The organism is Rhodopirellula sp. MGV, assembly GCF_002251265.1.
Lineage (GTDB): Bacteria > Planctomycetota > Planctomycetia > Pirellulales > Pirellulaceae > Stieleria > Stieleria baltica_A.
The window spans coordinates 36,447-57,218 of record NZ_NPDI01000039.1; the positions used below are offsets into that span (position 1 = coordinate 36,447).

Genomic DNA, 20,772 nt, shown 5'->3' on the forward strand with positions numbered 1-20,772 from the left:
GGCTAGCGAATCACATTGTAGGAATCCCGCCATGCGTCTCACCCGAATTCTTCCTTACGTCTTTTCTTGCCTCTGTTGTGCCTCGGTCTTGCACGCCGATCAACCCGCTTCCTGGCCGCAGTGGCGTGGCCCCCACCAAAATGGCGTCGCCGGCGAAGGCGATTATCCGGCCACTTGGTCCGAAACCGAAAACGTCCGCTGGAAGCAGACGATCGATGGCCGCGGCGGTAGCACCCCCGTCGTCGCGGACAACAAAGCATTCCTGACCTCCGGAATCGACGGCAAAAACGTCTTGCTCGCCTACGACCTGGTCGACGGTGGACAGTTGGTTTGGAAAGCCGACTTGGGTGAGGACACTAAAGGAAAACACAAAAAAGGTAGCGGTGCGAATCCCTCCGCCGTCACCGACGGACAACATGTGTTCGCGTATTACCGCAGTGGCGATTTGGGCTGCGTCGACATGAGCGGCAACGTCGTTTGGCAAGTCAACTTGCAAGACGAGTTCATCAAAGACTTGCTCTGGTGGGACCTCGGTTCGAGCCCAACGCTGATCAACGACTTGGTCGTCATCGCTGTCATGCAATCACCCGAAGAGAACGCCGCAAACGCCCCAAGTGACGTCAGTTACCTGGTCGCGTTCGATCGCAAGTCTGGCGAAAAGGTTTGGAAAGTCAGCCGTAACTTGGAAGCGCCTCGCGAAGCCGGCCAAAGCTACACCACGCCAATCGCGATCCCCGACCGCAACATGATCGCCGTAATGGGCGCTGACCACCTGACCATCCACTCCGCCAAAGATGGCAAGGAGCTCGGACGTGTCGGCGGATTCAACCCGGCCCAAGACCAATTTTTCCGCTCGATCGCGTCGCCAATCGTTAGCGGCGACATTGTCATCTGCCCATACTCGCGTGGTGAAACGATCACCGCTTGCCGCATCAGCGACGTGATCGCCGGAAAAGGCCGCGATAGCATCGTCTGGTTTCGCGACGACATCGGCAGCGACGTTCCCACACCAGCTGTCGACGGAAACACGGTGTACGTCACTGGTGATCGAGGCAGTCGCGGGAACGTGACCGCGGTCGACGTTCAAACCGGCGAGACCATTTGGGAATTCCAACTCGACAAATCGCGTGTCGACTTCAGCAGCTCTCCCTTGGTCGCAAACGATCACCTTTACGTCACCGCCGAAAATGCAACGACGTTTGTCCTTGGCCCGCTGAGTGCCACTGAACCGGCACTCGTCGCAACCAACGAAGTCAGCGACAACGACCAGTTCACCGTCTCCAGTTTAGTTCCGGTCAACGGCAACTCGCTGCTACTGCGCAGCCGCAATTCGCTGTACCTGTTCGGCAAACCCTAAACGCCGCCCAGAAAACCAAGCGATCAAGAAACGCAAAACGCCATTCGCACCAGCCGTGCGAATGGCGTTTTTCATTGCGACTCGACAAGCGACTTTGATTCAAACGCGAAGACGTCGATAGCTGTCGATCAATAACTGCGATGCGTGTGTGATTTCGGATTGCGTGTTGAACTTGCCAATCCCAAAACGAACACTGCGACGGGCTTCGCTTTCGCTTCGCCCCAGCCCCATGATCACGTGACTGGCATCGGCATCCACGCTGCTGCAGGCCGAACCGCTGCTGAACGCGACCTCGCGGCACGCCGCCATCCAAGCTTCACCTTCGATATCCGGCAGCATCAAATTCAGGTTCCCGGCCAACCGCTGCCCCGAATCCAACGCCAGCCCGTTCAACTCGATCCCATCAATCGCACCGGACAAGGTCGCGAAGAATTGGTTCCGCAATCCACGCACCGACGATTCTGTCGACGCAAGTTCTTCCACGGCGAAACCCAGCGCCGTTGCCATCGCGATCACGTTGGCAGGTGACATCGTTCCGCTGCGCAGGTTTCGTTGTTGGCCGCCGCCGACGAACAGCGGTTTCAGCCGGACACGACGACGCTCGGCACCGCCACCAAACGTCAACAGCCCGACGCCTTTGGGTCCGTAGAACTTGTGGGCGGACGCACTGACCAAGTCAACATCCGCCGCGTCAAGCTTCACTTCGATCCGACCGACCGCTTGCGTCGCATCACTGTGCAGCAATGAGCCGAACTGGTGCGTGATTTCGGCGATCTGGGCCATCGGCTGGATCACGCCGATCTCGTTGTTCGCCCAGTGGATTGAAACCAACGCGGTACCTTCGTCGACGACGCGGCTTAGCTCGTCCAAGTTGACCTGGCCGGCCAACTCATGTCCTTGCGGATGCACACCGATGAAGCTGACTCGATAACCGTCCCGCTGCAATCGCTTAGCCACATCCAAAATCGAAGGGTGTTCGATCGTTGAGGTAACGAAGTGCTTTCGTTTTTGACGCGGATGCCGACACACGCCATCAATCGCCAAGTTATTGCTCTCGGTCGCACCACTTGTCACCAGCAGGGTTTCCGAAGTAACGCCGAGCGTCATCGCGATCTGCTCCAGCGACGATTCGATCGCATCCGCCGCCTCGCGTCCCATCTCGTGCGACGTACTGTGCGGGTTGCCGAATTGCTCCACCAACCAAGTCATCATGGATTCGGCGACACGACGATCACAAGGCGTCGTCGCATGATTGTCGAGATAAATCAACGGGGCACCTTACTCAAGCGTTCGTTGCCGAATGTGGATTTGCCGATTGCGGATAAAGCGCGTCGAGCGCCAACTGACTCCACGTTTCCAACTGATCACGTTGCTGACGCAGTTCCGATACCGGCACAAAACCACCTTCGGCTAGATCGTCTTCGCGGCTCGACACCTTGGGCTCGGCAAGCCGAAACCGATGCACGACACCGAGGTGAACTTGGCCGACTTCGTTGGACGGGTCATAGATCAATCCTTCTTGGGTTTCGGTGTATTTCGATTCCAAGTGGATCTCTTCCTCTAGCTCCCGACGCATGCCAACTTGATACGCGTCTTCGCTGCCGCTTGCGTCTTCCTGGCTAATGTGTCCGCCAATCCCAATACTGCGTTTAGCGTGCAATCGTTTTTCGCCACCACCGCCTCCGCGAGTGTAAGTAAACACTTGCGGTTCGCCCGACTCCCCCTGCCACTCAAGGACAACATAAGGAATCAGTTGCTTGAAACTCGGGTCGACTTCCATCGCACCACGGGGCTGATATGACAACTGATCGCTGCTCAGAATTTTGTCCAAGTAACGCTCAATATCGGTCTCAAACCCCTCGAACGCTCCGATCGAGTCGATCACCGAAGCGGGGATAACAAGCACATGTTCTTCGTGGGCTGGCATAGCGTCGCGCTGAATAAATGGGTGTGACGGATGCGGCAAAGCCTATCACGATCGGATCGGGCGACGAAGTGGGTGGGCCCCCGCCGGAGATCACGCGTCGGGAAAGGCCAGGCACAAAACACGTCGATCGCCGCGAATCAGGACGCGATTGCCGATCACGACCGGGGCGGCCCAGCACGGAGGGGTTAGCTGATCGCTGAAGTCGAATTCGGCAATCTGCTCGAACTTCGTTGGTGTCGGACGGACGATTTGCAACTTCGCAAACTCGTCCATCACCATCAACAAGTCGCCGACCCGCGTCACCGAGCTGCGTCGTCGCCGCCCGTCTTCCCACATCACTTTGCCGGTTCCAAACTCCACACAACGAAAATCGCTGTCCGGGTTGTTGCGACCGCTGCAGCCATACAAGTACCCGTCGATTAACACGGGCGTCGACCAATGGCATCGCATCGCATGACCGCGCAGGCTGCCCGCCTCGTCATCACGCCAAATCACCGACGCTTCTTCCGAGGTTACGCCCAGCAACACACTGCCGACGTCGTAGCACTCGCTGATGAAGACTTGATTCTGATCGACGATCGGCATCATCGCGTTCACGCTTTCCAGCTTGTCGGCTCGGTGTGCGAACTTCCACAGCACCTTCCCGGCTTGCGGATCGACAGCCAACAAGTGATCCCGGCAGAACGCCAAAACGATCGTCTTGCCGTCGAGCCTCATTGTCCGTGGACTGCTATACCCCGCCAAATCCTCGCCGCATCGCCAGCGTTCTTTGCCATCGGCCAAATCAAACGCGACCAGCGCCGATCCGTTCGGGATCACTCGATCGAGTCGCCCCGGTGCGATCGATTGGTCTTCCGGTGGGCTGCCACCGACAGGCACGATCACCATGCCGTCAACGATCAACGGGGATGCGCCCACGCCAAAGAAGTTCTGCACGACGCCGTAAACTTGATTCGTCGCGACACTCCAAATTTCTTTGCCGTCAGTGCGTGCCCGACAAGTCAGTTCGCCATCGACGCCGAAGGTGACGATGCGATCCGCGTCGATCGCAGGCGTCCCTCGCGGACCACTTTCATAGCCATACAAGTCCGAATAATCGAATGGCTTTTCGACAGACCAGATCGGCTCGCCAGTCTTGAGGTCGATCGCACGCAAACGCTGCACACGCGGTCGACTTTCTCGTGGCGCGTCAAAGTGATAATAGATTTCGTCGGCAACGCTGCCCAAGCCGTATCCTTCGCCGACGGGTAACACCCAAGTGACTTGTGGCGATTGCGTCCAATCCGGGTTCGCCGCCGATGCCGGAGCTACACCGTCGAAGTGACTGCCCAGCAACCTTGGCCAAGCGACCTGCGTCCCCACCATGGGGATGTTTTCAGAGGCTGTCTCTGCGGGCGTGTTGCCTGTCGCCACACTTCCTGGGGGCGCACTGGCTGCTGCCGATGCGTCCGGTCGGTCGGATGCGGTCTGTGCCATGGTCGGCTCGTCGCGATGACAGCCGACAAACACAAGACAAACCAGCGCCAACGACAACCGAAACGAACCCATTGGACACAGCATCGCAAACACCAATCAATCAGTAGACAGTTCTGGGGAACCCGCAGGCTTCGTCAACAACGAAACCACCACCAAAGTGACAAACGCGAGCGGGATCGTAATGATCCCCGGTTGGCTGAACGGGGCGATCGCGGTTTCGGGGTCCCATCCATAAACGGATTTGTAAGTATCGCTGGACAGCAAGATCCAACCAAGCGAGCTGATCATGCCGACCATCACGCTTGCCACGATGCCTTGCTTGCTGGTGCCTTTCCAGAACAACAGCATCACAAGCGCCGGCAAGTTCGCACTGGCCGCAACACTGAACGCCCAGCCGACCAAGTACCCAACGTTCATTTCTTTGAACAAGATCCCGAGCACGATCGCGATCGCACCGACCACCACCGCAGACAGCTTGGCGATCCGGACCTTTTTATCCTCTGACAAGTTGATGCCCATCACGCCAACCAACAGGTCGTGCGCCACCGCGCCACTGCTTGCCAGAATCAACCCGCTGACCGTTCCCAAAACTGTCGTGAAGGCGATCGCAGAAATGATCGCGAACAGCCACGTGCTGATGCTGCGTGCAAGAAGCGGTGCGGCCATGTTGCTGTCGGTTAAATCCATCGAACCGCTCGTCATCGCGCCCAAGCCAATGTACAGCGTCAGCACATAGAAAAAGCCGATACTGGCGATTCCGACGATCGTGCTTTTACGCGCCGCCGCGCCGTCCTTTACTGTGTAGTACCGAATCAAGATGTGCGGCAACGATGCCGTGCCACAGAACAACGCCAACATCAGCGACAGAAAATTCAACTTGCCGATGATCGAATCGCCGCGAATCCCGGCGAACTTGGGGTGCTCCCCTGGCCGCAAAACCTCTTTGCCGTCTGTCAGCTTTTGGAAATGAACCGTGGTCTTGGTGCCGTCTGCATGCGTGACCGTTTTGTTACGCCACAACACCACACGACTGTCGTTCAGCGTCGTAAAGAAACTGACCAGACCTAGTCCGCCCGTTTCTTCTTTGCCCTCCGGTAAAACTTGAATCGTACCGACGGGTTGAATCTGTTTTTGACCTTCGTCGCGTCCTTTGGGTGCACCGTCAATCAGGATCGCATCGTCGGTTTTGCGAATCGCCTGAGCCTTCCGCAGCACGACCAGACCTTCGAGCCTCGCGGGCTGAACTTGGAACAAATCAAACCCGTGTCCATTCGCGTCCGCCAATCGAATCAAATCGGGATGCTCTTCCCAACCATCCTCGGCCGGAAGGACTTGGCGACCGTCGATGATTTCTGCCGACACGTCGGCTTCGGCCATCGGGCCGATCTCTTCGAACGCTTCGGGTTGTGCCTTGAATCCGCGCCCGAGCAACAAGAACACCAGGATCGCGCTAAAGATCACCAACAGCGAGCCTTTCAGGAACTGTACCCACGTTGTCGAAACCATCCCGGCAGTCACAACGATTGTGATCACCACGACACCCACCAGGACAACGCCGACCCAGTGTGGGAATCCCAGTAGCGGCTGGATCAACGAACCGGCACCGACCATCTGCGGGATCAAATAAAACACACTGACAACCAGCGTGCTGATCCCGGCGGCCGCTTTGATCCCGCGTGAATCAAACTTCGAATCCAACGCGTCAGCAAACGTAAATCGCCCCAATCGTTTCATCGGTTCGGCGATCACGAACAGCGCGACGATCCAACCGGCAAGAAACCCGATCGAATAAAGAAATCCGTCATAGCCGTACGACGCGATCATTCCACAAATGCCAAGGAATGACGCGGCGGACAAGTAGTCGCCGGCAAACGCGATCCCGTTGACTGCCCAAGGAATCTGGCCGTGTGCGGCGAAGTAACCTTCCGACGATTTGGCTTTCCGCCCCAGAAAGAAACTCAGGCCGACCGTGGCACCGACAAACCCAAAAAATACAAAGACCGCAACCCAAGAAGGATCGTAAATCACTCGCTGTCTCCCGACGTCCCGGTTGATTCGGTATCGCGTTTACAGAACGCGCCATAGATAAGAGCCATCACCAACGCGCCGATGATCAAACCGAAACCGTACACGATCGCAAGATTCAAGCCCGCCAAGACCGGACGTTCCATCACCGATGCGGCAAACGCACTCAGCAACACAAACCCCAGGTACAGCAGTAAGTAAATCGCGAACAGCCAAAGTCCCAAACGTGCGTTGTAACGACTGGCATCCGGCAGCGATGACATGGAAGCCTCAGGCAGGAAAGAGGGAGGTGGGATGACTTAAAGGTGGGCAACTCATTCAGGTGGGAGGCGTAATATACCAAATGCCATCATTGGCGTGTTGCTTTCCAGAAAAACAACGCGAGGCAAGAAGTGCCTGCCGTAGAGAGTACGCAGTCACGTAAGGGATACGGCGCGTCGCCCCCCATGGAGACCTATGACAAACAGACGTCGACCTGCATGCCGTCGTGTGCCATCTCGACGCCAGCGGGAAGGCTGGCGTTGGTCGCGTGAAACTCCAACTGGTGCCCGGTGTGTGTTAACAGCGTCCGCTGGGCGCCGACCTTTTTTGCAACGTCAATCGCTTCTTCCAGATTGAAGTGCGTCGGGTGCGGCTCATCACGAAGTGCGCCGACGACCAGCGTGCGAACGCCTTGCAACTTTTCGATCGACGAATCGGGGATGAAATTGGTGTCCGTGCAGTACGCAAAGTCGCCGATGCGATAGCCAAACACATGAAAGTGCGGCCCGTGCTTCATTGGGATCGGGGTGATCCGCTGGCCCAAAATCTCCAACGGACTTTCGTCGATACGATGCAGTTGCAATTTCGGCGTCGCGCCAGGGTGCGTGTCCTCACGCTCGGTGAAGGCATAACTGTATGCGGCGCGGATTTGCGTTTCGACGATTTCGGTGCAGTAAAGCGGGATGGCGTGACCAAGCCGAAATGGCATCAATCGCAAGTCATCCAAACCAAAGATATGGTCGGCATGTTCGTGCGTATAAAGAACGGAATGGACCAAGCGAATCCGCTCGCGAAGCAATTGCTGGCGTAGATCCGGCGGGGTATCGATCAGCAGCGTTCCTTGGGGAAGCCGAACGGTGATCGCACAGCGTGACCGACTGTTCTTCGGATCGCTACTTTGACAGACCTCGCAATCACACCCGATCGCCGGGACGCCGACACTCGTTCCCGTGCCAAGAAACGTCACCAGGGCAGTACCGGGATCACTGGTTTCTGGAACAAACGTCATCGCGGTCACTCACCAAAGCTGCCAAAACCAAGATTCGAGCCCGGCGGAACGGCACCCGGCACATGGGACAGAGTACGCAACCCGGTAACGCATGGATACGGGTCGGGAAAACCGTGATGCATCAACGCCCGAACTTCCAAAACGATGACGTCCCAATAAACTGTGCCGGTTGCAGCGGCTCCTACCGCCCAATCGAGCCACTAAATGGGGCGAATAAACGGTTTTACGGAACCTGCGGCGCAGCGAAAAGCGAAGGGCTTGGGAATTCTGACTGGACTTGGCGAATCGACCTTGACGAATGACGGCAATCTCCGTGCCGTTTGGGCTTGCAGAGAATCGCTAGCGTGACATACTTACCCGCTTCGCTGCGAGTTGCGGCGAATGTGAGGGCCCGGCCTGAGCCAAAATGAATGGTTCCCAAAGCCGACAGAGGACAGTATTTGTCCACGCCGGCGGACCACTTCAGCACAAACTGCACTCCACATGAGTCAGTCGCTCAGCTGTGGCATGGAATTAACAGAACAGATCAATTTGTCAGGGTGATCCGCGATGGCGGAAGTGGTACAGGTCCAAAAACGAGAAGGCAAGCTCGGCACCGCAGCTTCGCAACGGCTGCGCCAGTCCGGTCAAATTCCTGCCGTCTTGTACGGGCACAAGCAAGAAAACGAACACCTGTCGATCGATCGCAAGACCGTCGAGTCGATCTTGCGTCATCACAGCAAAATTGTCGAGCTGGAAGGTGCAGTTAAAGAAACAGCACTGGTCAGCGATCTGCAGTTCGATCCATTGGGCATCGAAGTTCTGCACATCGACCTGCAACGTGTCGACATGAACGAACGCGTCACGGTTACCGTGCCGATCCGTTTCAAAGGCGACCCAGCAGGCGGCAAGCAAGGCGGGATCGTCATCGAAAACGCTCACGAAGTCGAAGTCAGCTGCCCAGCCGTAGCGATCCCAGAATCGATTTCGCTGAACGTTACTCCCGTCAAAGCGGGTGAACACCGCAGCGCCGGCGATTTGACACTGCCCGAGAACGTCGAATTGGTCACCCCAGCCGACACCGTGGTCTTCCACATCGAGAAGCCTAAGGGCGCCAAAGCAGCGACCGACGCGGAAGAAGGCGACGAGTAATCTCGCCAGTTTGAGCAGGCTAAGATGAAGTTGATTGTTGGCTTGGGAAACCCAGGTCGAAAATACGAACTGACCCGACACAACGTCGGCTTCATCGTCGCTGACAAAGTCGCGGTACTCACCTCGGCCAGTGCGACAAAAACCAAATTCGAAGGCGAACTCTGCGAGTCGTCGATCGGAGGCGAGAAAGCGGCCATCCTGCAACCGCACACATTCATGAACGCCAGCGGACAAAGCGTCCGTAAAGCCATGGATTTTTATAAGCTGTCACTCGAGGACTTGCTGGTCGTTTGCGACGACCTCAATCTGCCGAGTGGCAAACTGAGATTGCGGCCATCCGGAAGTGCCGGAGGCCAGAATGGTTTGAAAGATATCATTCGGCATCTTGGCTCGGAATCGTTCCCACGATTACGAGTCGGGATTGGACGCCCTCCCGAAGGCTGGGCGGTGAACGACTACGTCTTGGGGAAATTCTCCAAGCAAGAACAAGAGACCTTCGAGGCTGCCACTACGCGAGCCGCTCATGCCACAATCAGCTTCGTCAACCACGGAGTCGGCCAAACCATGAGCGAATTCAACGCGGACCCGGCTGCACCGAAGTAACCTGAACAGTGAAAGAGTAACGTCGTGGCGAAAAACACTTACGAAACCTTGTGCATCCTGGATAGCAACCACTACGCACGGGACCCCGGTGGAGTCAGCAAGCAGATCGAAGACCTGATCACCGAAGCCGGTGGCAAGGTTGAAGTCAACCGCTTGTGGATGGAGCAAAAGCTCGCCTACCCAATCGAAGGACACCAAAAAGGCACCTACTGGTTGACCTACTTCGAAATGGAAGGCCGCGAAGTTCCTAAACTGGATCGCGCATTCCAACTTTGCGAGCCTGTCCTGCGTCAAATGACGATCAAACTGGACCCTCGCTTGGTTGAACCTATCCTGGCGAACGCTCGCGGAGCTTCTCCAGTCGCACCAAGCGGCGAAGCAGCAGCGGCTGGCGACAGCGACGATTCGTCCGACGACAACTAGTCATTTGAACGCTCGGTTCAACTGGGTAAACAGCGGCGAAATTTCGCATTTCGCCTTCCAATGACGCGTGAAACACGTTGTTGGCCCTGTTCATCCGTGAATTGATGCCTAAAATGGCCTGTTCGTTTTGCGGCCGATACGCCGGCGGCATGTTTCCTCGTCCAACTTCGCATGCACAACCAGGATCGAAATGGCAAGCTTCAATCGAGTCATTCTGGTCGGGAACCTGACACGCGATATTGAATTGCGGTACATCCCCAGCGGACAAGCCGTGTCCGACGTCACGATCGCGGTCAACGATCGACGAAAAACAGCAAGCGGCGATTGGGTCGAAGAAGCCTGTTTTGTCGACGTTACCCTTTGGGGACGCAACGCAGAAGTCGCCAGCGAGTACCTTTCCAAAGGTTCGCCGGTCTTGATCGAAGGTCGGCTCAAACTGGACCGCTGGGAAACCGATGGTCAAAAGAGAAGCAAACTGCGAGTCATTTGCGAAAAAATGCAAATGCTCGGAGGGAGGACGGGTGCCGGTGGTCCGGCCGGATCGTCCCGACAAAGCACGGCAGAATACGAAAGCGATTACGATTCGCCACCACCACAATATCAGCAACGCGGCGCTGGTGCCCGTGATGCACAACCGACCGGCGGCGGAGCCGGATACGAAGACCCGAATATTCCATTCTGATCCAACTCTACTGACCAGGCGACAACGCCCGGCTTTCGAGACCACAGAACATCCACCAACCCTCGCCCAGAAATAGAACGATGCCACGTCACGGACGCACCGTCAAACGACCCTTCAAACGGCTTCCCCAAGGTCCTAATGGCGGAATTCAACTGCTCCTCATTCACAATGTAGAGCACCTCGGAAAGCAAGGCGATATCGTCGAAGTCAAAGACGGCTTCGCACGAAACTACCTGCTGCCCCAGGGCATGGCGACGATTGCCACCGACCACCACAAACGCATGGTCGAGAAGCACCGCGAGAAATTGCGTGCGATCGAACTGGAAAAGCTGAAAAGCTACCGCGATTTGGCAGACGAACTGGGCAAGCAATCGATCACGATCGAAGCCAACGCCAACGACGAAGGCCACCTCTACGGCAGCGTCGGCCCGCACGAAATCGTCGGTGCCCTCAAGGAAGCTGGCTTCACCATGGCCAACGATCAAATCCGCCTCGACGGTCCACTCCGCGAATTGGGTCTGTACACGGTGAAAATTCACCTGCACAGCGAAGTCGACGCCAGCTTGAAAGTCTGGGTCGTCCCAACCGCGACCGAAGACGCTCCCACCGCGTAGTATTCGGTGACCACGAGCCGGTGCACACGCACGCCGGCTCACGCACCCTGCGATATCAATCGACGCATGTGAACCTGCCAGTCACATCACATGTCGTCGTAGTGCAGGTGCGTCAGTTAATTCGAACAAGGGGCTGTGGCGGAACTGGCAGACGCGCTGGATTTAGGTTCCAGTTTCTTCGGAAGTGCAGGTTCGACTCCTGTCAGCCCTATGGCCGTTTCCTGATAAGGGAAACGGCTTTTTTTATGCGCGGGGTTACCGATTTCTGATCGATACCGTGCGGAATTGCAGCCGTTCGATCACCTTGCGAACCACAACGTTCTCGCATCACCTTTGCCTTGTCGAGGTTCGATCTTCTTTCGGCCTGGGCGGCTTTGAAATCGTCAGCCTTCGTTCGCTTTTTCAGTTCATCGAGCGTTTGAGTACACCGCCGATGGCGCTCGACGCGATTTTGTGTGTCGAGGATCGATGGCGCACGATATTCGGACGTCGTCGACGTCTTTCGGCCAAAGGCCTGACACAGCGTTGCCTGCGGCAACGCCGTAGGAATTTGATTGGCCCAATCGGTCATTGGCCGAAGGTCAATTTCACCTACTAAACAACGCGAAACCTGCAGTGCCTGTGAACTGGCGCGTTGCCCCAGCCTATGGTGCTTATGGCCTTCGGCCAATTTGCTGCTGCGTCCTATGGCCGAAGGCCTCGCACACCGTAGCCTGCGGCAACGCCGTAGGATTTTGATTGGCCACATCGGTCATTGGCCGAAGGTCAATTTCACCTACTAAGCAACGCGAAACCTGCAGTGCCTGTGAACTGGGGCGTTTCCCCAGCCTATGGTACTCATGGCCTTCGGCCAATCTGCTGATGCGTCCTATGGCCGAAGGCCTCGCACACCGTAGCCTGCGGCAACGCCGTAGGAATTTGGTTGGCCACATCGGTCATTGGCCGAAGGTCAATTTCACCTACTAAGCAACGCGAAACCTGCAGTGCCTGTGAACTGGGGCGTTGCCTCAGCCTATGGTGCTTATGGCCTTCTGCCAATCTGCTGTAGCGTTACTACAGCTTCACCTGCTTGATCCAGCGGTCACTGCGACTGTCACGGTGCTTGCCAGGCTTGCGTTCGATCTCGGCTGACATGGTTTCGGGGTATTCGACGAAGACAACCGCCAACAGCTTTTCGTTCGAACCGATTCCGAATTGCTGCGAGACACTGGGTTGCTTGACCACGCCACCACTGGACCAATACGTTCCCATCCCAGCAGCAGTCAGCAACACAAGCAGGTTTTGCACCATCGCAGACGATGCCGCCAAGTGCTCGTCGTCGACATCGATTTGTTCAGGCTTTGCCGACGGTTGGTCACGAAACTGTGGCAACCATGTGATCAGGACGGCCGCACCGCAAGCGGCGAACATCGCCGGAAGCTTGCCCGCGGACTGTTCTGCACCGATCCATTCAGGCAATCGATTGGCGACGTCTCGGCAACCCGAATTCCAAATCACATGCGCCCGCCAAGGCTCGGCGATCGAGTCGATTGCGCGGTCATAGTGAAACGGAGCCATCCCGGCGACTCGCAAAGCGTCGAGCACCTGAGCATCACGGACCGAAGCGACCTCCGTCGCAATCGCGATCGGATCTGCCGGATCACCGAGCACCTTCAAGGTCTTGCGAGCAGCGATGACTTTTGCGACGCGGTCCAAATCGCTGGACTTGTTGGAAGCGGATTGATCTTGGGCAGACATTGTCGTCCAGTGGTGTGGGGCAGCGAGCGAAGTCGTCAATGTTGTTTTGCGACTTCATCTTTTCCCGACTGGCGAAATCCGGCAATCCCTCATCTCGGTAGCCCCTAGCCTGCCCAGTCCGTTACCTTGATTGCCGATTGAAAAATGCCAACGATACACCCCGCATCGATGACATCGACCAGTGACTGAAGCGGTGCGGATTCATGAGCTCGCACCATCAATCGCATCTCACTTGGCTGACTCGAAACGGCACTGCGCAGCGTCGTCACCAGAGCTTGCTTGCCAACAATTTCGCGTTGCCAACGCTCGGTAACAATCACCACTCCGCCGCGTGGATCGATTTCCGCGATGACTTCACGCAGCGTCTCGACAGGTTCCTGCACACGCTGGCTCGCCCGGTCTGATTGTTGACTTGGCATCGCCAACGCTTTTTGCAGACTGAACGCGGCCGTCACCATAAAGAAGATGAGCAACAAGAACGTGACATCAACCATGGGTGTCATGTCCAGTTCAGATGCAACCGCATTCGCATTGCTACGACGACGTGGTGACGTGTGATCGGTTGGCAGAATACCGCTTTCAATTCGTTGGATCATCGTCACCACATCCGTCAAAGGTTAATCGTTGCTATTGGTTGTTTGCGTCACGCTTGTTCCTTCGTCACTTGCGGCGACCATGATCGTCAGCATGCGTCCGTCTTTCGACAAACCCTGGATCCACATCGAATCACCTTGCTTGCTCACCGACTCTTCCTTCCAACCCTCCTTGGCTGCGGCGGCGGCATAGAAATCGATGACCTCTTGGAATCCGGCGGTGCTGTTGCCTTGAATGACAAAGGTGCCTTGGTCCTTGTTGGCGTGTGACATGTTTAGCTTCAGACCGTCAAAGACAGGAATGTCACTCGGCCAATCGGCAGGCACCTTCGCACTGGCACCGATCGCGTACTGTGCTTTCCCATCAACGCCGTCGACTTCGGCACTGAAACCGTCTTCGGTCAGGTCGAAATCGGCCGTACCGCCGTCCTTTTCCAATTCCGATTCGATTGCTTGCTCGGCCGCCTTCTTCGCGATCTTCCCACACCCGCTAACAAACAGCACGCTCGTGACAACGGCAACCGACACGCAACTGGACCACCACTGCATTTTCATTCCCAAACACTCCGACAATCTTGGTCTTGTGAATTGACAATCAATGACGACCGCTGTGGCTCCAGGCAGGGTGCGATTGAACAGCGGTCGTGATTTTCTAAACCGGCGGAGTGTAGCAATTTCCCGGCAAATTGTCCTTGCTCAGATTCACGGTTTGGACTCGAAATTTGCTGCCACGCACCGTGAAACCAACGCTTCACTAAGGAGGCGTCATCGTGGCGGCGATGCGAACGCATGGACTCTGCTAAAATTCGACTCTGCCAGAATTCACCCTGCCAAAATTCAATCATCAATCCATCACAGGCTTTCGGGAGTCCATCGTGTCGCAACCGGTTTCGCTAACGGGTTACCATCGAATCTTGTTATTGACCGACGGTTATTCGACGCCGTTCCTGGCCAAAACGGCAATTAGCATTTTGCGTTATCGAACGGACGACGTGATCGCGGTGTTTGATCACGAGCACTCCGGGACGGATTGTGGTGAGTTGTTCTCGACAGGGCACGGTATCCCCGTCGTGGACGTGATTCCGGAAGGCACCGACGCGATCTTTATCGGGATCGCACCGCCCGGCGGAAAGCTGCCGGCGACATGGCGTCCGGTGCTGATCGAAGCCTTAGCCAAAGGGATCGACATCATTTCAGGACTTCATGATTTTCTGTCAAACGATACCGAATTGGTCCGCCTGGCTGAACATCACGATTGCCGCCTGATCGATGTCCGTAAGAACGACGAGAAGGAAACGGCGACGGGACAGCCCTTCCGTGATGGATGCCTGCGAATTCATACCATCGGCCAAGACTGCACCGTAGGCAAAATGGTCGCGTCAATTGAGGTTCAGCGCGAGTTGGCGCGACGTGGCCATGACGCAAAATTTCTCGCCACCGGACAAACAGGAATCATGATTTCGGGTGAGGGAATCCCGATCGACTGTGTGGTTTCCGACTTTGTCAACGGCGCCGCAGAACGTCTGGTCCGGCGAAACGATGACCATGAGATCGTGCTGATCGAAGGACAGGGATGTTTGTCGCACCCCAGTTTTTCCGCCGTGACGCTCGGATTGCTGCACGGTTCGGCTCCGCAAGGGTTAATCTTTGTGTACGAAGTCGGCCGGACAGAGGTCAAAGGTTTGGACAACATCCCGCTCCGTTCACTGCGTCAACTGATTTCGGCGTATGAAACGGCAGCCGCGTTACGTCATCCCAGCCGTGTGATCGGGATCGCGATGAATGGTCGCAAAGTCAGCGATGAGGAAGCCGCCAAAGAAAAGGCGCGCGTCGAATCGGAATTCGGTTTGCCAACCTGTGATGTCTATCGCGACGGAGCCGGCGCACTCGCCGATGCCGTCGAGACCTTGCAAAAGGAACTGAGTCTGTGAAAGTTCAACTGCATCCTGTCGAGTTGCCGCTGGAATACGAGTTCACGATCGCTCGCGGTTCGATCAATGTCCAGCGTTCACTGATCGTCGAACTCGAACACGAAGGGGTGCATGGATTTGGTGAAGTCACCGAGAATCCCTATTACGGGCACACGATCGAATCGATGTCGGAATCGATTCAAAAGCAACTGCCCATGATCGAATCTAATACCTTCACCGCACCGGATCAGCTTTGGACACAGCTGTTTCCAAAGTTCAAAAAAGACCTGTTCGCGTTGTCGGCAATCGACCTCGCCGCGTACGACCTTGCCGGCAAACTGAGTGGACGATGGACGTACGAAATCCTTGATCTCTCCTGGGACCAAATCCCTGATTCCAGCTACACCATCGGCATCGATAGCATCGAAACGATGCTCGCCAAGTTAAACGCACACCCCGGCTGGAGCCACTACAAGATCAAGCTGGGGACCGACCATGATGTCGACATTATTCGGGCGCTGCGTGATCACAGCATCGCGACATTTCGGATCGACGCGAACTGCGGTTGGACCGCCAAACAAACCGTCAAGAATTCAGTCGCGTTAAAGGAACTGGGCGTCGAGTTTATCGAACAACCGTTGCCAGCGGACGCTTCGGACGACGACCATCAATTCGTCTACAAGAATGCGGCGCTTCCGATCGTCGCGGACGAGAGTTGCCAAGTCGAAGCGGACGTCGAACGCTGCGCCGGACGATTCCATGGTGTGAACGTCAAACTCTGTAAATGCGGTGGGCTGACTCCGGCCGTTCGGATGCTGAAGCAAGCGAAGTCACTCGGGCTAAAAACGATGGTCGGCTGCATGGTGGAAAGCTCCGTCGGAATCTCCGGCGCCGCGCAGTTAGCGCCGCTGCTCGACTATGCCGACCTGGACGGCGCAGTCCTGATCGCAAAAGACGTTGCCGAAGGCGTTGAGATCGATTGTGGCAAAATCAAGCTTAGCGGCCGATTCGGCAGCGGCATCGAATTCCTGACCGGCCCCAAACCCGGTGCTTGGGAAACTGTCGAAAGCGATGAGTAACTGACCTACGGCGCCTAACTCAGTGAGCAATCTTCAATGGTGTTGACCCGCATGCGATTCTATTGCTTCCTTTTAGTTGGCTTAGTTGCCGGACAAACAACGGCAGCGGCTGTTGACTACACGCCAGCTTTGGAACGGCTGCAATCGGCCGTCCGTCATGAGGTTGAACAAAAAGATCTGCCTGCGTTTTCGATCGCCTTGGTCGACGATGATCACGTCGTTTGGTCAGACGGTTTCGGTTTTCAGGACGCCGAACAGAAAACCGCAGCATCAGCAGACACGGTGTATCGCGTCGGATCGATTTCGAAGCTGTTTACCGACGTTGCGGTGATGCAATTGGTTGAAGCCGACAAGATCGACTTGGACGCACCGGTACAAACCTATGTCCCAACGTTCCAGCCAACCAATCCGTTCGGCGAAACGCAGACCTTGCGTCAAATGATGTCCCACCGATCCGGCTTGGTCCGTGAATCGCCGGTTGGAAATTACTTTGATCCCGAGGAACCGTCTCTCGCCGACACCGTCGCCAGCCTGAATCGAACCAGCTTAGTGTACGCGCCAAGTACACGGACGAAATACTCCAATGCCGCCGTCGCGGTGGTCGGCGCCGCACTGGAAAGTCGACTCGACCAATCACACCCCGACTACGTCCGGCAATCCATTCTCGAACCGCTCGGCATGACGTCCAGCAGCTTTGTGACTGGGCCCGAGATTGAATCGGACTTGGCAACCGGCTGGATGCGAACCTATGACGGACGTCGATTTGAGGCCTCTACGTTTTTATTGGGAACGGGCCCGGCCGGGAACCTCTATTCCAGTGTCACCGATCTGTCGAAGTTCATGGTCGTCCTGTTCGCAAACGGAAAGACCGACTCGGCCCAAATACTGACGGCGGAATCGCTTGCCGAAATGACTTCGCCGATTTTAGACGCGAAGGGCAACGCCACTGGCTTTGGTCTCGGATTTCACATCGACAAACTTGACGGGATGAAACGTGTCGGCCACGGCGGCGCGGTGTATGGCTTTTCGACTCAGCTTGAAGCTCTTCCCAACCGTAAACTGGGCGTCGTCGCGGCCTGTTCGCTGGACGGCACCAACGGAGTCGTCCAACGATTGACCGACTACGCCTTGCGTTTGATGGTGGCAGTCCAAGACGACCAGCCATTGCCAGACTATCGCAAAACGACGGCGATCCCGCCAAGTCGCGGAAAAACGTTGGTTGGACTCTATCAAGATCCCGACAACACAGACCGCTTTGCAAAGATCAACGAACTGGACGGCAATGTATGGATGCAACGTGGTACGTTCATGCATCAGTTGCGAGCCGACGCGACAAACGGCGTGATCATTGTCGACGACGAGATCGGTTTCGGAACCGAGGTTGAACTGGTCGATCAACAGCACTTACGCATCGGAGAAACAGTCTATCAGCGTCAATCAGATCAACCGCCGGCTCCAGCAACGGATTCTTGGAGAGGGCTGATCGGCGAATACGGATGGGACCACAACACACTCTACATCTTGGAAGAAAACGGCCAACTGTACGCGTTGATCGAATGGTTTTATTACTACCCGCTGACACCGATCAACGAGAACGAATTCGCGTTTCCCGACTATGGCTTGTACCACGGCGAAGGGCTGAAATTCGAGCGAGGTGGGGACGGAGTTGCGACCGAAGTCGTTGCCGCAGAGGTTTGTTTTCCGCGACGTGAAATCGGCACCAAAGACGGCGAGACGTTCAAAATCACGCCGGTCAAACCGATCGATCAACTTCGTGACGGGGCATTGGCAGCCTCGCCTCCGAATGAAACCGGCGATTTCTACCCAACCGATCTCGCTGAAGTCGTCGGACTTGATTCGAGCATTCATCTCGACATCCGTTACGCAACCACCAACAACTTCACCGGTGCGGTGTTCTACAAACAGCCGAAGGCGTTCATGCAACGTGACGCGGCGAAGGCGGTCGCACAGGCCAACGGCAAACTTAGCGAGCACGATCTCGGATTGCTGATCCACGATGCGTATCGCCCGTGGCATGTCACCAAGATGTTTTGGGACGCCACACCGGGCGAGTTCAAAGACTTTGTGGCCAACCCGGCCAACGGATCACGTCACAACCGTGGCTGCGCCGTCGACATCACACTGTACGATCTGAACAGCGGCGAACCGATTCAAATGGTCGCGGGATACGATGAGTTCTCGGCACGATCGTTCCCGCTTTATCCCGGCGGTACCTCACAACAACGTTGGTACCGTGACCACCTTCGCCGCACCATGGAATCAGTCGGCTTCACAGTGTACGAATTCGAGTGGTGGCACTTCGATTACCAAGATTGGAAAAAGTACCGCATCGGCAACGCCACCTTCGAAGAACTGCTCGGCGAGGCTTCCCAATAGGCAACTTGCATCCTAGCGGTCCTAGAAATGCGCGAGAGCAGAACGCGAGGTTCGCGGGAGCGAGAAGCGGCATTGGACAACGACCAAGCTGCTAAGCTTGGATGTCGCGGACAACGTTTCCGGCGACGTCGGTCAGACGGAAGTAACGTCCTTGGTATCGATAAGTCAATCGCTCGTGATCGAGCCCGAGTTGGCTGAGGATCGTCGCTTGCAAGTCGTGAACGTGGACCGGATTTTCGGTCACGTTCACGCTGTAGTCGTCCGTTGCACCATAGCTGTATCCGCGTTTGATTCCGCCGCCCGCCAGCCAATACGTGAAGCAACCGGGGTGGTGATCTCGTCCGTAAATCGAATCGGTTAGCTTGCCCTGACAATAGATCGTTCGTCCGAATTCACCGCCCCAGATCACCAGGGTATCTTCCAACATCCCACGTTGCTTCAAATCACGAAGCAAGGCAGCGGTCGCCTGGTCGGTGTCGTTGCACTGGGCGCGAACTTGCTTGGGAGTGTTGTTGTGTGCGTCCCAGCCACGATGGTACAGCTGAATGAACCGAACGCCACGTTCGGCCAAACGTCGGGCCAGCAAGCAGTTGTAGGCGTAGGTTCCAACCTTGGTCGCATCGTCGCCGTACATGGCCAACGTTTTCGCTGACTCGTCCGACAAATCGATCAGCTCGGGGACACTCATCTGCATTCGATACGCCAGTTCATACTGGGCGATACGCGTCACGATCGCTGGGTCGTTGAACTGGTCCGATCGCTGGCCATTCAATTCGGCCAGTGAATCCAGCATGCGTCGCCGCTGCTGCCGTGACACTCCGGCGGGGTCATACAGATCCAGAATCGGATCGCCTTGGCCACGAAACTTGACGCCTTGGTATCGCCCCGGCAAAAACCCGGATCCCCACAAGCGATCGTAAAGCGGCTGTCCTGTTTTGGCGGTACCGTTGGATGTCATTGCGACGAATGACGGCAAGTTCTCGTTTTCGCTGCCGAGACCATAGTCCACCCACGCCCCAAGACTGGGACGACCGGCGATGACAGATCCCGTTTGAAACAATGTCGCCGCGGGATCATGATTGATCGCTTCGGTGAACATGCTTTTGACCAGACAGATCTCGTCGACGACATTGGCAAGGTGCGGTAACGTCTCGCTGATCCATGCGCCGGATTCGCCATGCTGTTTGAACTTGAAGCGTGACGGGGCCACCGGAAACGAAGTTTGCCCCGACGTCATCGTCGTCTTGCGTTCGGCAGGGTAGACCGACGTTGGAACTTCCTGACCGAAGCGTTTCGCTAGCCCCGGTTTGTAATCGAACAAATCCATCTGCGACGGACCGCCCGACTGAAACAGATAGATCACTCGTTTGGCCGGAGGTGCTGCGGTCGTGATCGCGTCCGCCGGGTTCGGCTGATCCGATGCGATCTCAGCCGCCAAGCAGTCGGCATTCAATAGCGTCCCGAGTGCTGCCGATCCCAACCCCAGTGTTCCGGCAAGGAAACTCCGGCGATTCGACTCGGCTAGAAATCGTTTGAGTGGATCCATGA

General features: G+C 56.3%; 20 protein-coding genes and 1 tRNA gene. 10 read left to right on the forward strand and 11 right to left on the reverse strand.

Going from position 1 to position 20,772, the window contains the following annotated elements; genetic code table 11:
* The first annotated feature begins 31 nt into the window (after positions 1 to 31).
* Positions 32 to 1,357, forward strand: coding sequence for a PQQ-binding-like beta-propeller repeat protein (locus tag CGZ80_RS13880; RefSeq protein ID WP_094415374.1), 1,326 nt, complete (start codon positions 32 to 34; stop codon positions 1,355 to 1,357).
* Positions 1,358 to 1,456: 99 nt separating this feature from the next.
* Here the strand turns inward: CGZ80_RS13880 and CGZ80_RS13885 are convergent, their stop codons facing one another.
* From CGZ80_RS13885 to CGZ80_RS13910, 6 genes are all read right to left on the reverse strand, one after another.
* Positions 1,457 to 2,626: a cysteine desulfurase family protein gene (locus tag CGZ80_RS13885; RefSeq protein ID WP_094415376.1), complete on the reverse strand. Its 1,170-nt coding sequence runs from the start codon at positions 2,624 to 2,626 to the stop codon at positions 1,457 to 1,459.
* Positions 2,627 to 2,639: 13 nt separating this feature from the next.
* Positions 2,640 to 3,284, reverse strand: a complete 645-nt coding sequence (locus tag CGZ80_RS13890; protein ID WP_094415378.1) for a phosphoesterase — start codon at positions 3,282 to 3,284, stop codon at positions 2,640 to 2,642.
* 90 nt (positions 3,285 to 3,374) lie between these two features.
* Positions 3,375 to 4,760: a PQQ-binding-like beta-propeller repeat protein gene (locus CGZ80_RS13895; RefSeq protein ID WP_233148419.1), complete on the reverse strand. Its 1,386-nt coding sequence runs from the start codon at positions 4,758 to 4,760 to the stop codon at positions 3,375 to 3,377.
* Between the two features lie 96 nt (positions 4,761 to 4,856).
* Positions 4,857 to 6,788 (reverse strand): cation acetate symporter, encoded by a 1,932-nt coding sequence (locus CGZ80_RS13900; protein ID WP_094415380.1) that lies wholly within the window; start codon positions 6,786 to 6,788, stop codon positions 4,857 to 4,859.
* A complete protein-coding gene (locus CGZ80_RS13905; protein ID WP_094415382.1) occupies positions 6,785 to 7,048 on the reverse strand; it encodes a DUF485 domain-containing protein in 264 nt (87 codons plus the stop codon). The genes CGZ80_RS13900 and CGZ80_RS13905 overlap by 4 nt, the downstream gene beginning before the upstream one ends.
* A 191-nt stretch (positions 7,049 to 7,239) precedes the next feature.
* Complete coding sequence (locus tag CGZ80_RS13910; RefSeq protein WP_094415464.1) at positions 7,240 to 8,055, reverse strand: MBL fold metallo-hydrolase; 816 nt, start codon at positions 8,053 to 8,055, stop codon at positions 7,240 to 7,242.
* 549 nt (positions 8,056 to 8,604) lie between these two features.
* Here CGZ80_RS13910 and CGZ80_RS13920 point away from each other — a divergent pair.
* From CGZ80_RS13920 to CGZ80_RS13945, 6 genes are all read left to right on the forward strand, one after another.
* The gene (locus CGZ80_RS13920) at positions 8,605 to 9,186 is read left to right on the forward strand and encodes a 50S ribosomal protein L25 (RefSeq protein WP_094415386.1); all 582 of its coding nucleotides are present in this window, start codon (positions 8,605 to 8,607) and stop codon (positions 9,184 to 9,186) included.
* Positions 9,187 to 9,210: 24 nt separating this feature from the next.
* Complete coding sequence (gene pth, locus CGZ80_RS13925) at positions 9,211 to 9,789, forward strand: aminoacyl-tRNA hydrolase (RefSeq protein ID WP_094415388.1); 579 nt, start codon at positions 9,211 to 9,213, stop codon at positions 9,787 to 9,789.
* Positions 9,790 to 9,813: 24 nt separating this feature from the next.
* Positions 9,814 to 10,212 (forward strand): 30S ribosomal protein S6, encoded by a 399-nt coding sequence (gene rpsF, locus CGZ80_RS13930; protein ID WP_094415390.1) that lies wholly within the window; start codon positions 9,814 to 9,816, stop codon positions 10,210 to 10,212.
* A gap of 190 nt (positions 10,213 to 10,402) precedes the next feature.
* The gene (gene ssb, locus CGZ80_RS13935; protein ID WP_094415392.1) at positions 10,403 to 10,894 is read left to right on the forward strand and encodes a single-stranded DNA-binding protein; all 492 of its coding nucleotides are present in this window, start codon (positions 10,403 to 10,405) and stop codon (positions 10,892 to 10,894) included.
* An 80-nt stretch (positions 10,895 to 10,974) separates the two neighbouring features.
* On the forward strand, positions 10,975 to 11,508 hold the full coding sequence (gene rplI / locus CGZ80_RS13940) for a 50S ribosomal protein L9 (RefSeq protein WP_094415394.1): 534 nt from the start codon (positions 10,975 to 10,977) through the stop codon (positions 11,506 to 11,508).
* Positions 11,509 to 11,637: 129 nt separating this feature from the next.
* A tRNA-Leu gene (locus tag CGZ80_RS13945) sits at positions 11,638 to 11,719 on the forward strand.
* Here the strand turns inward: CGZ80_RS13945 and CGZ80_RS27615 are convergent.
* From CGZ80_RS27615 to CGZ80_RS13965, 4 genes are all read right to left on the reverse strand, one after another.
* On the reverse strand, positions 11,717 to 12,079 hold the full coding sequence (locus CGZ80_RS27615; protein ID WP_143543920.1) for a hypothetical protein: 363 nt from the start codon (positions 12,077 to 12,079) through the stop codon (positions 11,717 to 11,719). The genes CGZ80_RS13945 and CGZ80_RS27615 overlap by 3 nt on opposite strands.
* Before the next feature lie 482 nt (positions 12,080 to 12,561).
* Positions 12,562 to 13,245, reverse strand: coding sequence for a nitroreductase family protein (locus CGZ80_RS13955; protein WP_094415398.1), 684 nt, complete (start codon positions 13,243 to 13,245; stop codon positions 12,562 to 12,564).
* Between the two features lie 104 nt (positions 13,246 to 13,349).
* On the reverse strand, positions 13,350 to 13,841 hold the full coding sequence (locus tag CGZ80_RS13960) for an ExbD/TolR family protein (protein WP_094415400.1): 492 nt from the start codon (positions 13,839 to 13,841) through the stop codon (positions 13,350 to 13,352).
* 21 nt (positions 13,842 to 13,862) lie between these two features.
* A complete protein-coding gene (locus CGZ80_RS13965; RefSeq protein ID WP_094415402.1) occupies positions 13,863 to 14,393 on the reverse strand; it encodes a hypothetical protein in 531 nt (176 codons plus the stop codon).
* Positions 14,394 to 14,713: 320 nt separating this feature from the next.
* Between CGZ80_RS13965 and CGZ80_RS13975 the strand changes: the two genes are divergently transcribed.
* The 3 genes from CGZ80_RS13975 to CGZ80_RS13985 are packed head-to-tail and all read left to right on the forward strand — an operon-like array spanning position 14,714 to position 19,224.
* Complete coding sequence (locus tag CGZ80_RS13975; RefSeq protein WP_094415406.1) at positions 14,714 to 15,769, forward strand: DUF1611 domain-containing protein; 1,056 nt, start codon at positions 14,714 to 14,716, stop codon at positions 15,767 to 15,769.
* Positions 15,766 to 16,827 carry a dipeptide epimerase gene (locus CGZ80_RS13980; RefSeq protein WP_094415408.1) on the forward strand — a complete coding sequence of 354 codons (1,062 nt, stop codon included), beginning with the start codon at positions 15,766 to 15,768 and terminating at the stop codon, positions 16,825 to 16,827. The genes CGZ80_RS13975 and CGZ80_RS13980 overlap by 4 nt, the downstream gene beginning before the upstream one ends.
* Positions 16,828 to 16,863: 36 nt before the next feature.
* On the forward strand, positions 16,864 to 19,224 hold the full coding sequence (locus tag CGZ80_RS13985; RefSeq protein WP_094415410.1) for a serine hydrolase: 2,361 nt from the start codon (positions 16,864 to 16,866) through the stop codon (positions 19,222 to 19,224).
* 91 nt (positions 19,225 to 19,315) lie between these two features.
* On the opposite strand, the gene CGZ80_RS13990 is transcribed toward CGZ80_RS13985, so the two are convergent.
* Positions 19,316 to 20,770, reverse strand: a complete 1,455-nt coding sequence (locus CGZ80_RS13990) for a DUF1501 domain-containing protein (protein WP_094415412.1) — start codon at positions 20,768 to 20,770, stop codon at positions 19,316 to 19,318.
* Between the last annotated feature and the right edge of the window lie 2 nt (positions 20,771 to 20,772).

What these genes read in the sequence shown, in the direction of transcription:
- CGZ80_RS13880 (WP_094415374.1), top strand. Translation starts at nt 32, where the DNA reads ATGCGTCTCACCCGAATTCTTCCTTACGTCTTTTCTTGCCTCTGTTGT.
- CGZ80_RS13890 (WP_094415378.1), bottom strand. Translation starts at nt 3,284, where the DNA reads ATGCCAGCCCACGAAGAACATGTGCTTGTTATCCCCGCTTCGGTGATC.
- CGZ80_RS13895 (WP_233148419.1), bottom strand. Translation starts at nt 4,760, where the DNA reads ATGGCACAGACCGCATCCGACCGACCGGACGCATCGGCAGCAGCCAGT.
- CGZ80_RS13905 (WP_094415382.1), bottom strand. Translation starts at nt 7,048, where the DNA reads ATGTCATCGCTGCCGGATGCCAGTCGTTACAACGCACGTTTGGGACTT.
- CGZ80_RS13910 (WP_094415464.1), bottom strand. Translation starts at nt 8,055, where the DNA reads ATGACGTTTGTTCCAGAAACCAGTGATCCCGGTACTGCCCTGGTGACG.
- CGZ80_RS13920 (WP_094415386.1), top strand. Translation starts at nt 8,605, where the DNA reads ATGGCGGAAGTGGTACAGGTCCAAAAACGAGAAGGCAAGCTCGGCACC.
- pth (WP_094415388.1), top strand. Translation starts at nt 9,211, where the DNA reads ATGAAGTTGATTGTTGGCTTGGGAAACCCAGGTCGAAAATACGAACTG.
- ssb (WP_094415392.1), top strand. Translation starts at nt 10,403, where the DNA reads ATGGCAAGCTTCAATCGAGTCATTCTGGTCGGGAACCTGACACGCGAT.
- rplI (WP_094415394.1), top strand. Translation starts at nt 10,975, where the DNA reads ATGCCACGTCACGGACGCACCGTCAAACGACCCTTCAAACGGCTTCCC.
- CGZ80_RS27615 (WP_143543920.1), bottom strand. Translation starts at nt 12,079, where the DNA reads ATGACCGATTGGGCCAATCAAATTCCTACGGCGTTGCCGCAGGCAACG.
- CGZ80_RS13955 (WP_094415398.1), bottom strand. Translation starts at nt 13,245, where the DNA reads ATGTCTGCCCAAGATCAATCCGCTTCCAACAAGTCCAGCGATTTGGAC.
- CGZ80_RS13960 (WP_094415400.1), bottom strand. Translation starts at nt 13,841, where the DNA reads ATGATCCAACGAATTGAAAGCGGTATTCTGCCAACCGATCACACGTCA.
- CGZ80_RS13965 (WP_094415402.1), bottom strand. Translation starts at nt 14,393, where the DNA reads ATGAAAATGCAGTGGTGGTCCAGTTGCGTGTCGGTTGCCGTTGTCACG.
- CGZ80_RS13985 (WP_094415410.1), top strand. Translation starts at nt 16,864, where the DNA reads ATGGTGTTGACCCGCATGCGATTCTATTGCTTCCTTTTAGTTGGCTTA.
- CGZ80_RS13990 (WP_094415412.1), bottom strand. Translation starts at nt 20,770, where the DNA reads ATGGATCCACTCAAACGATTTCTAGCCGAGTCGAATCGCCGGAGTTTC.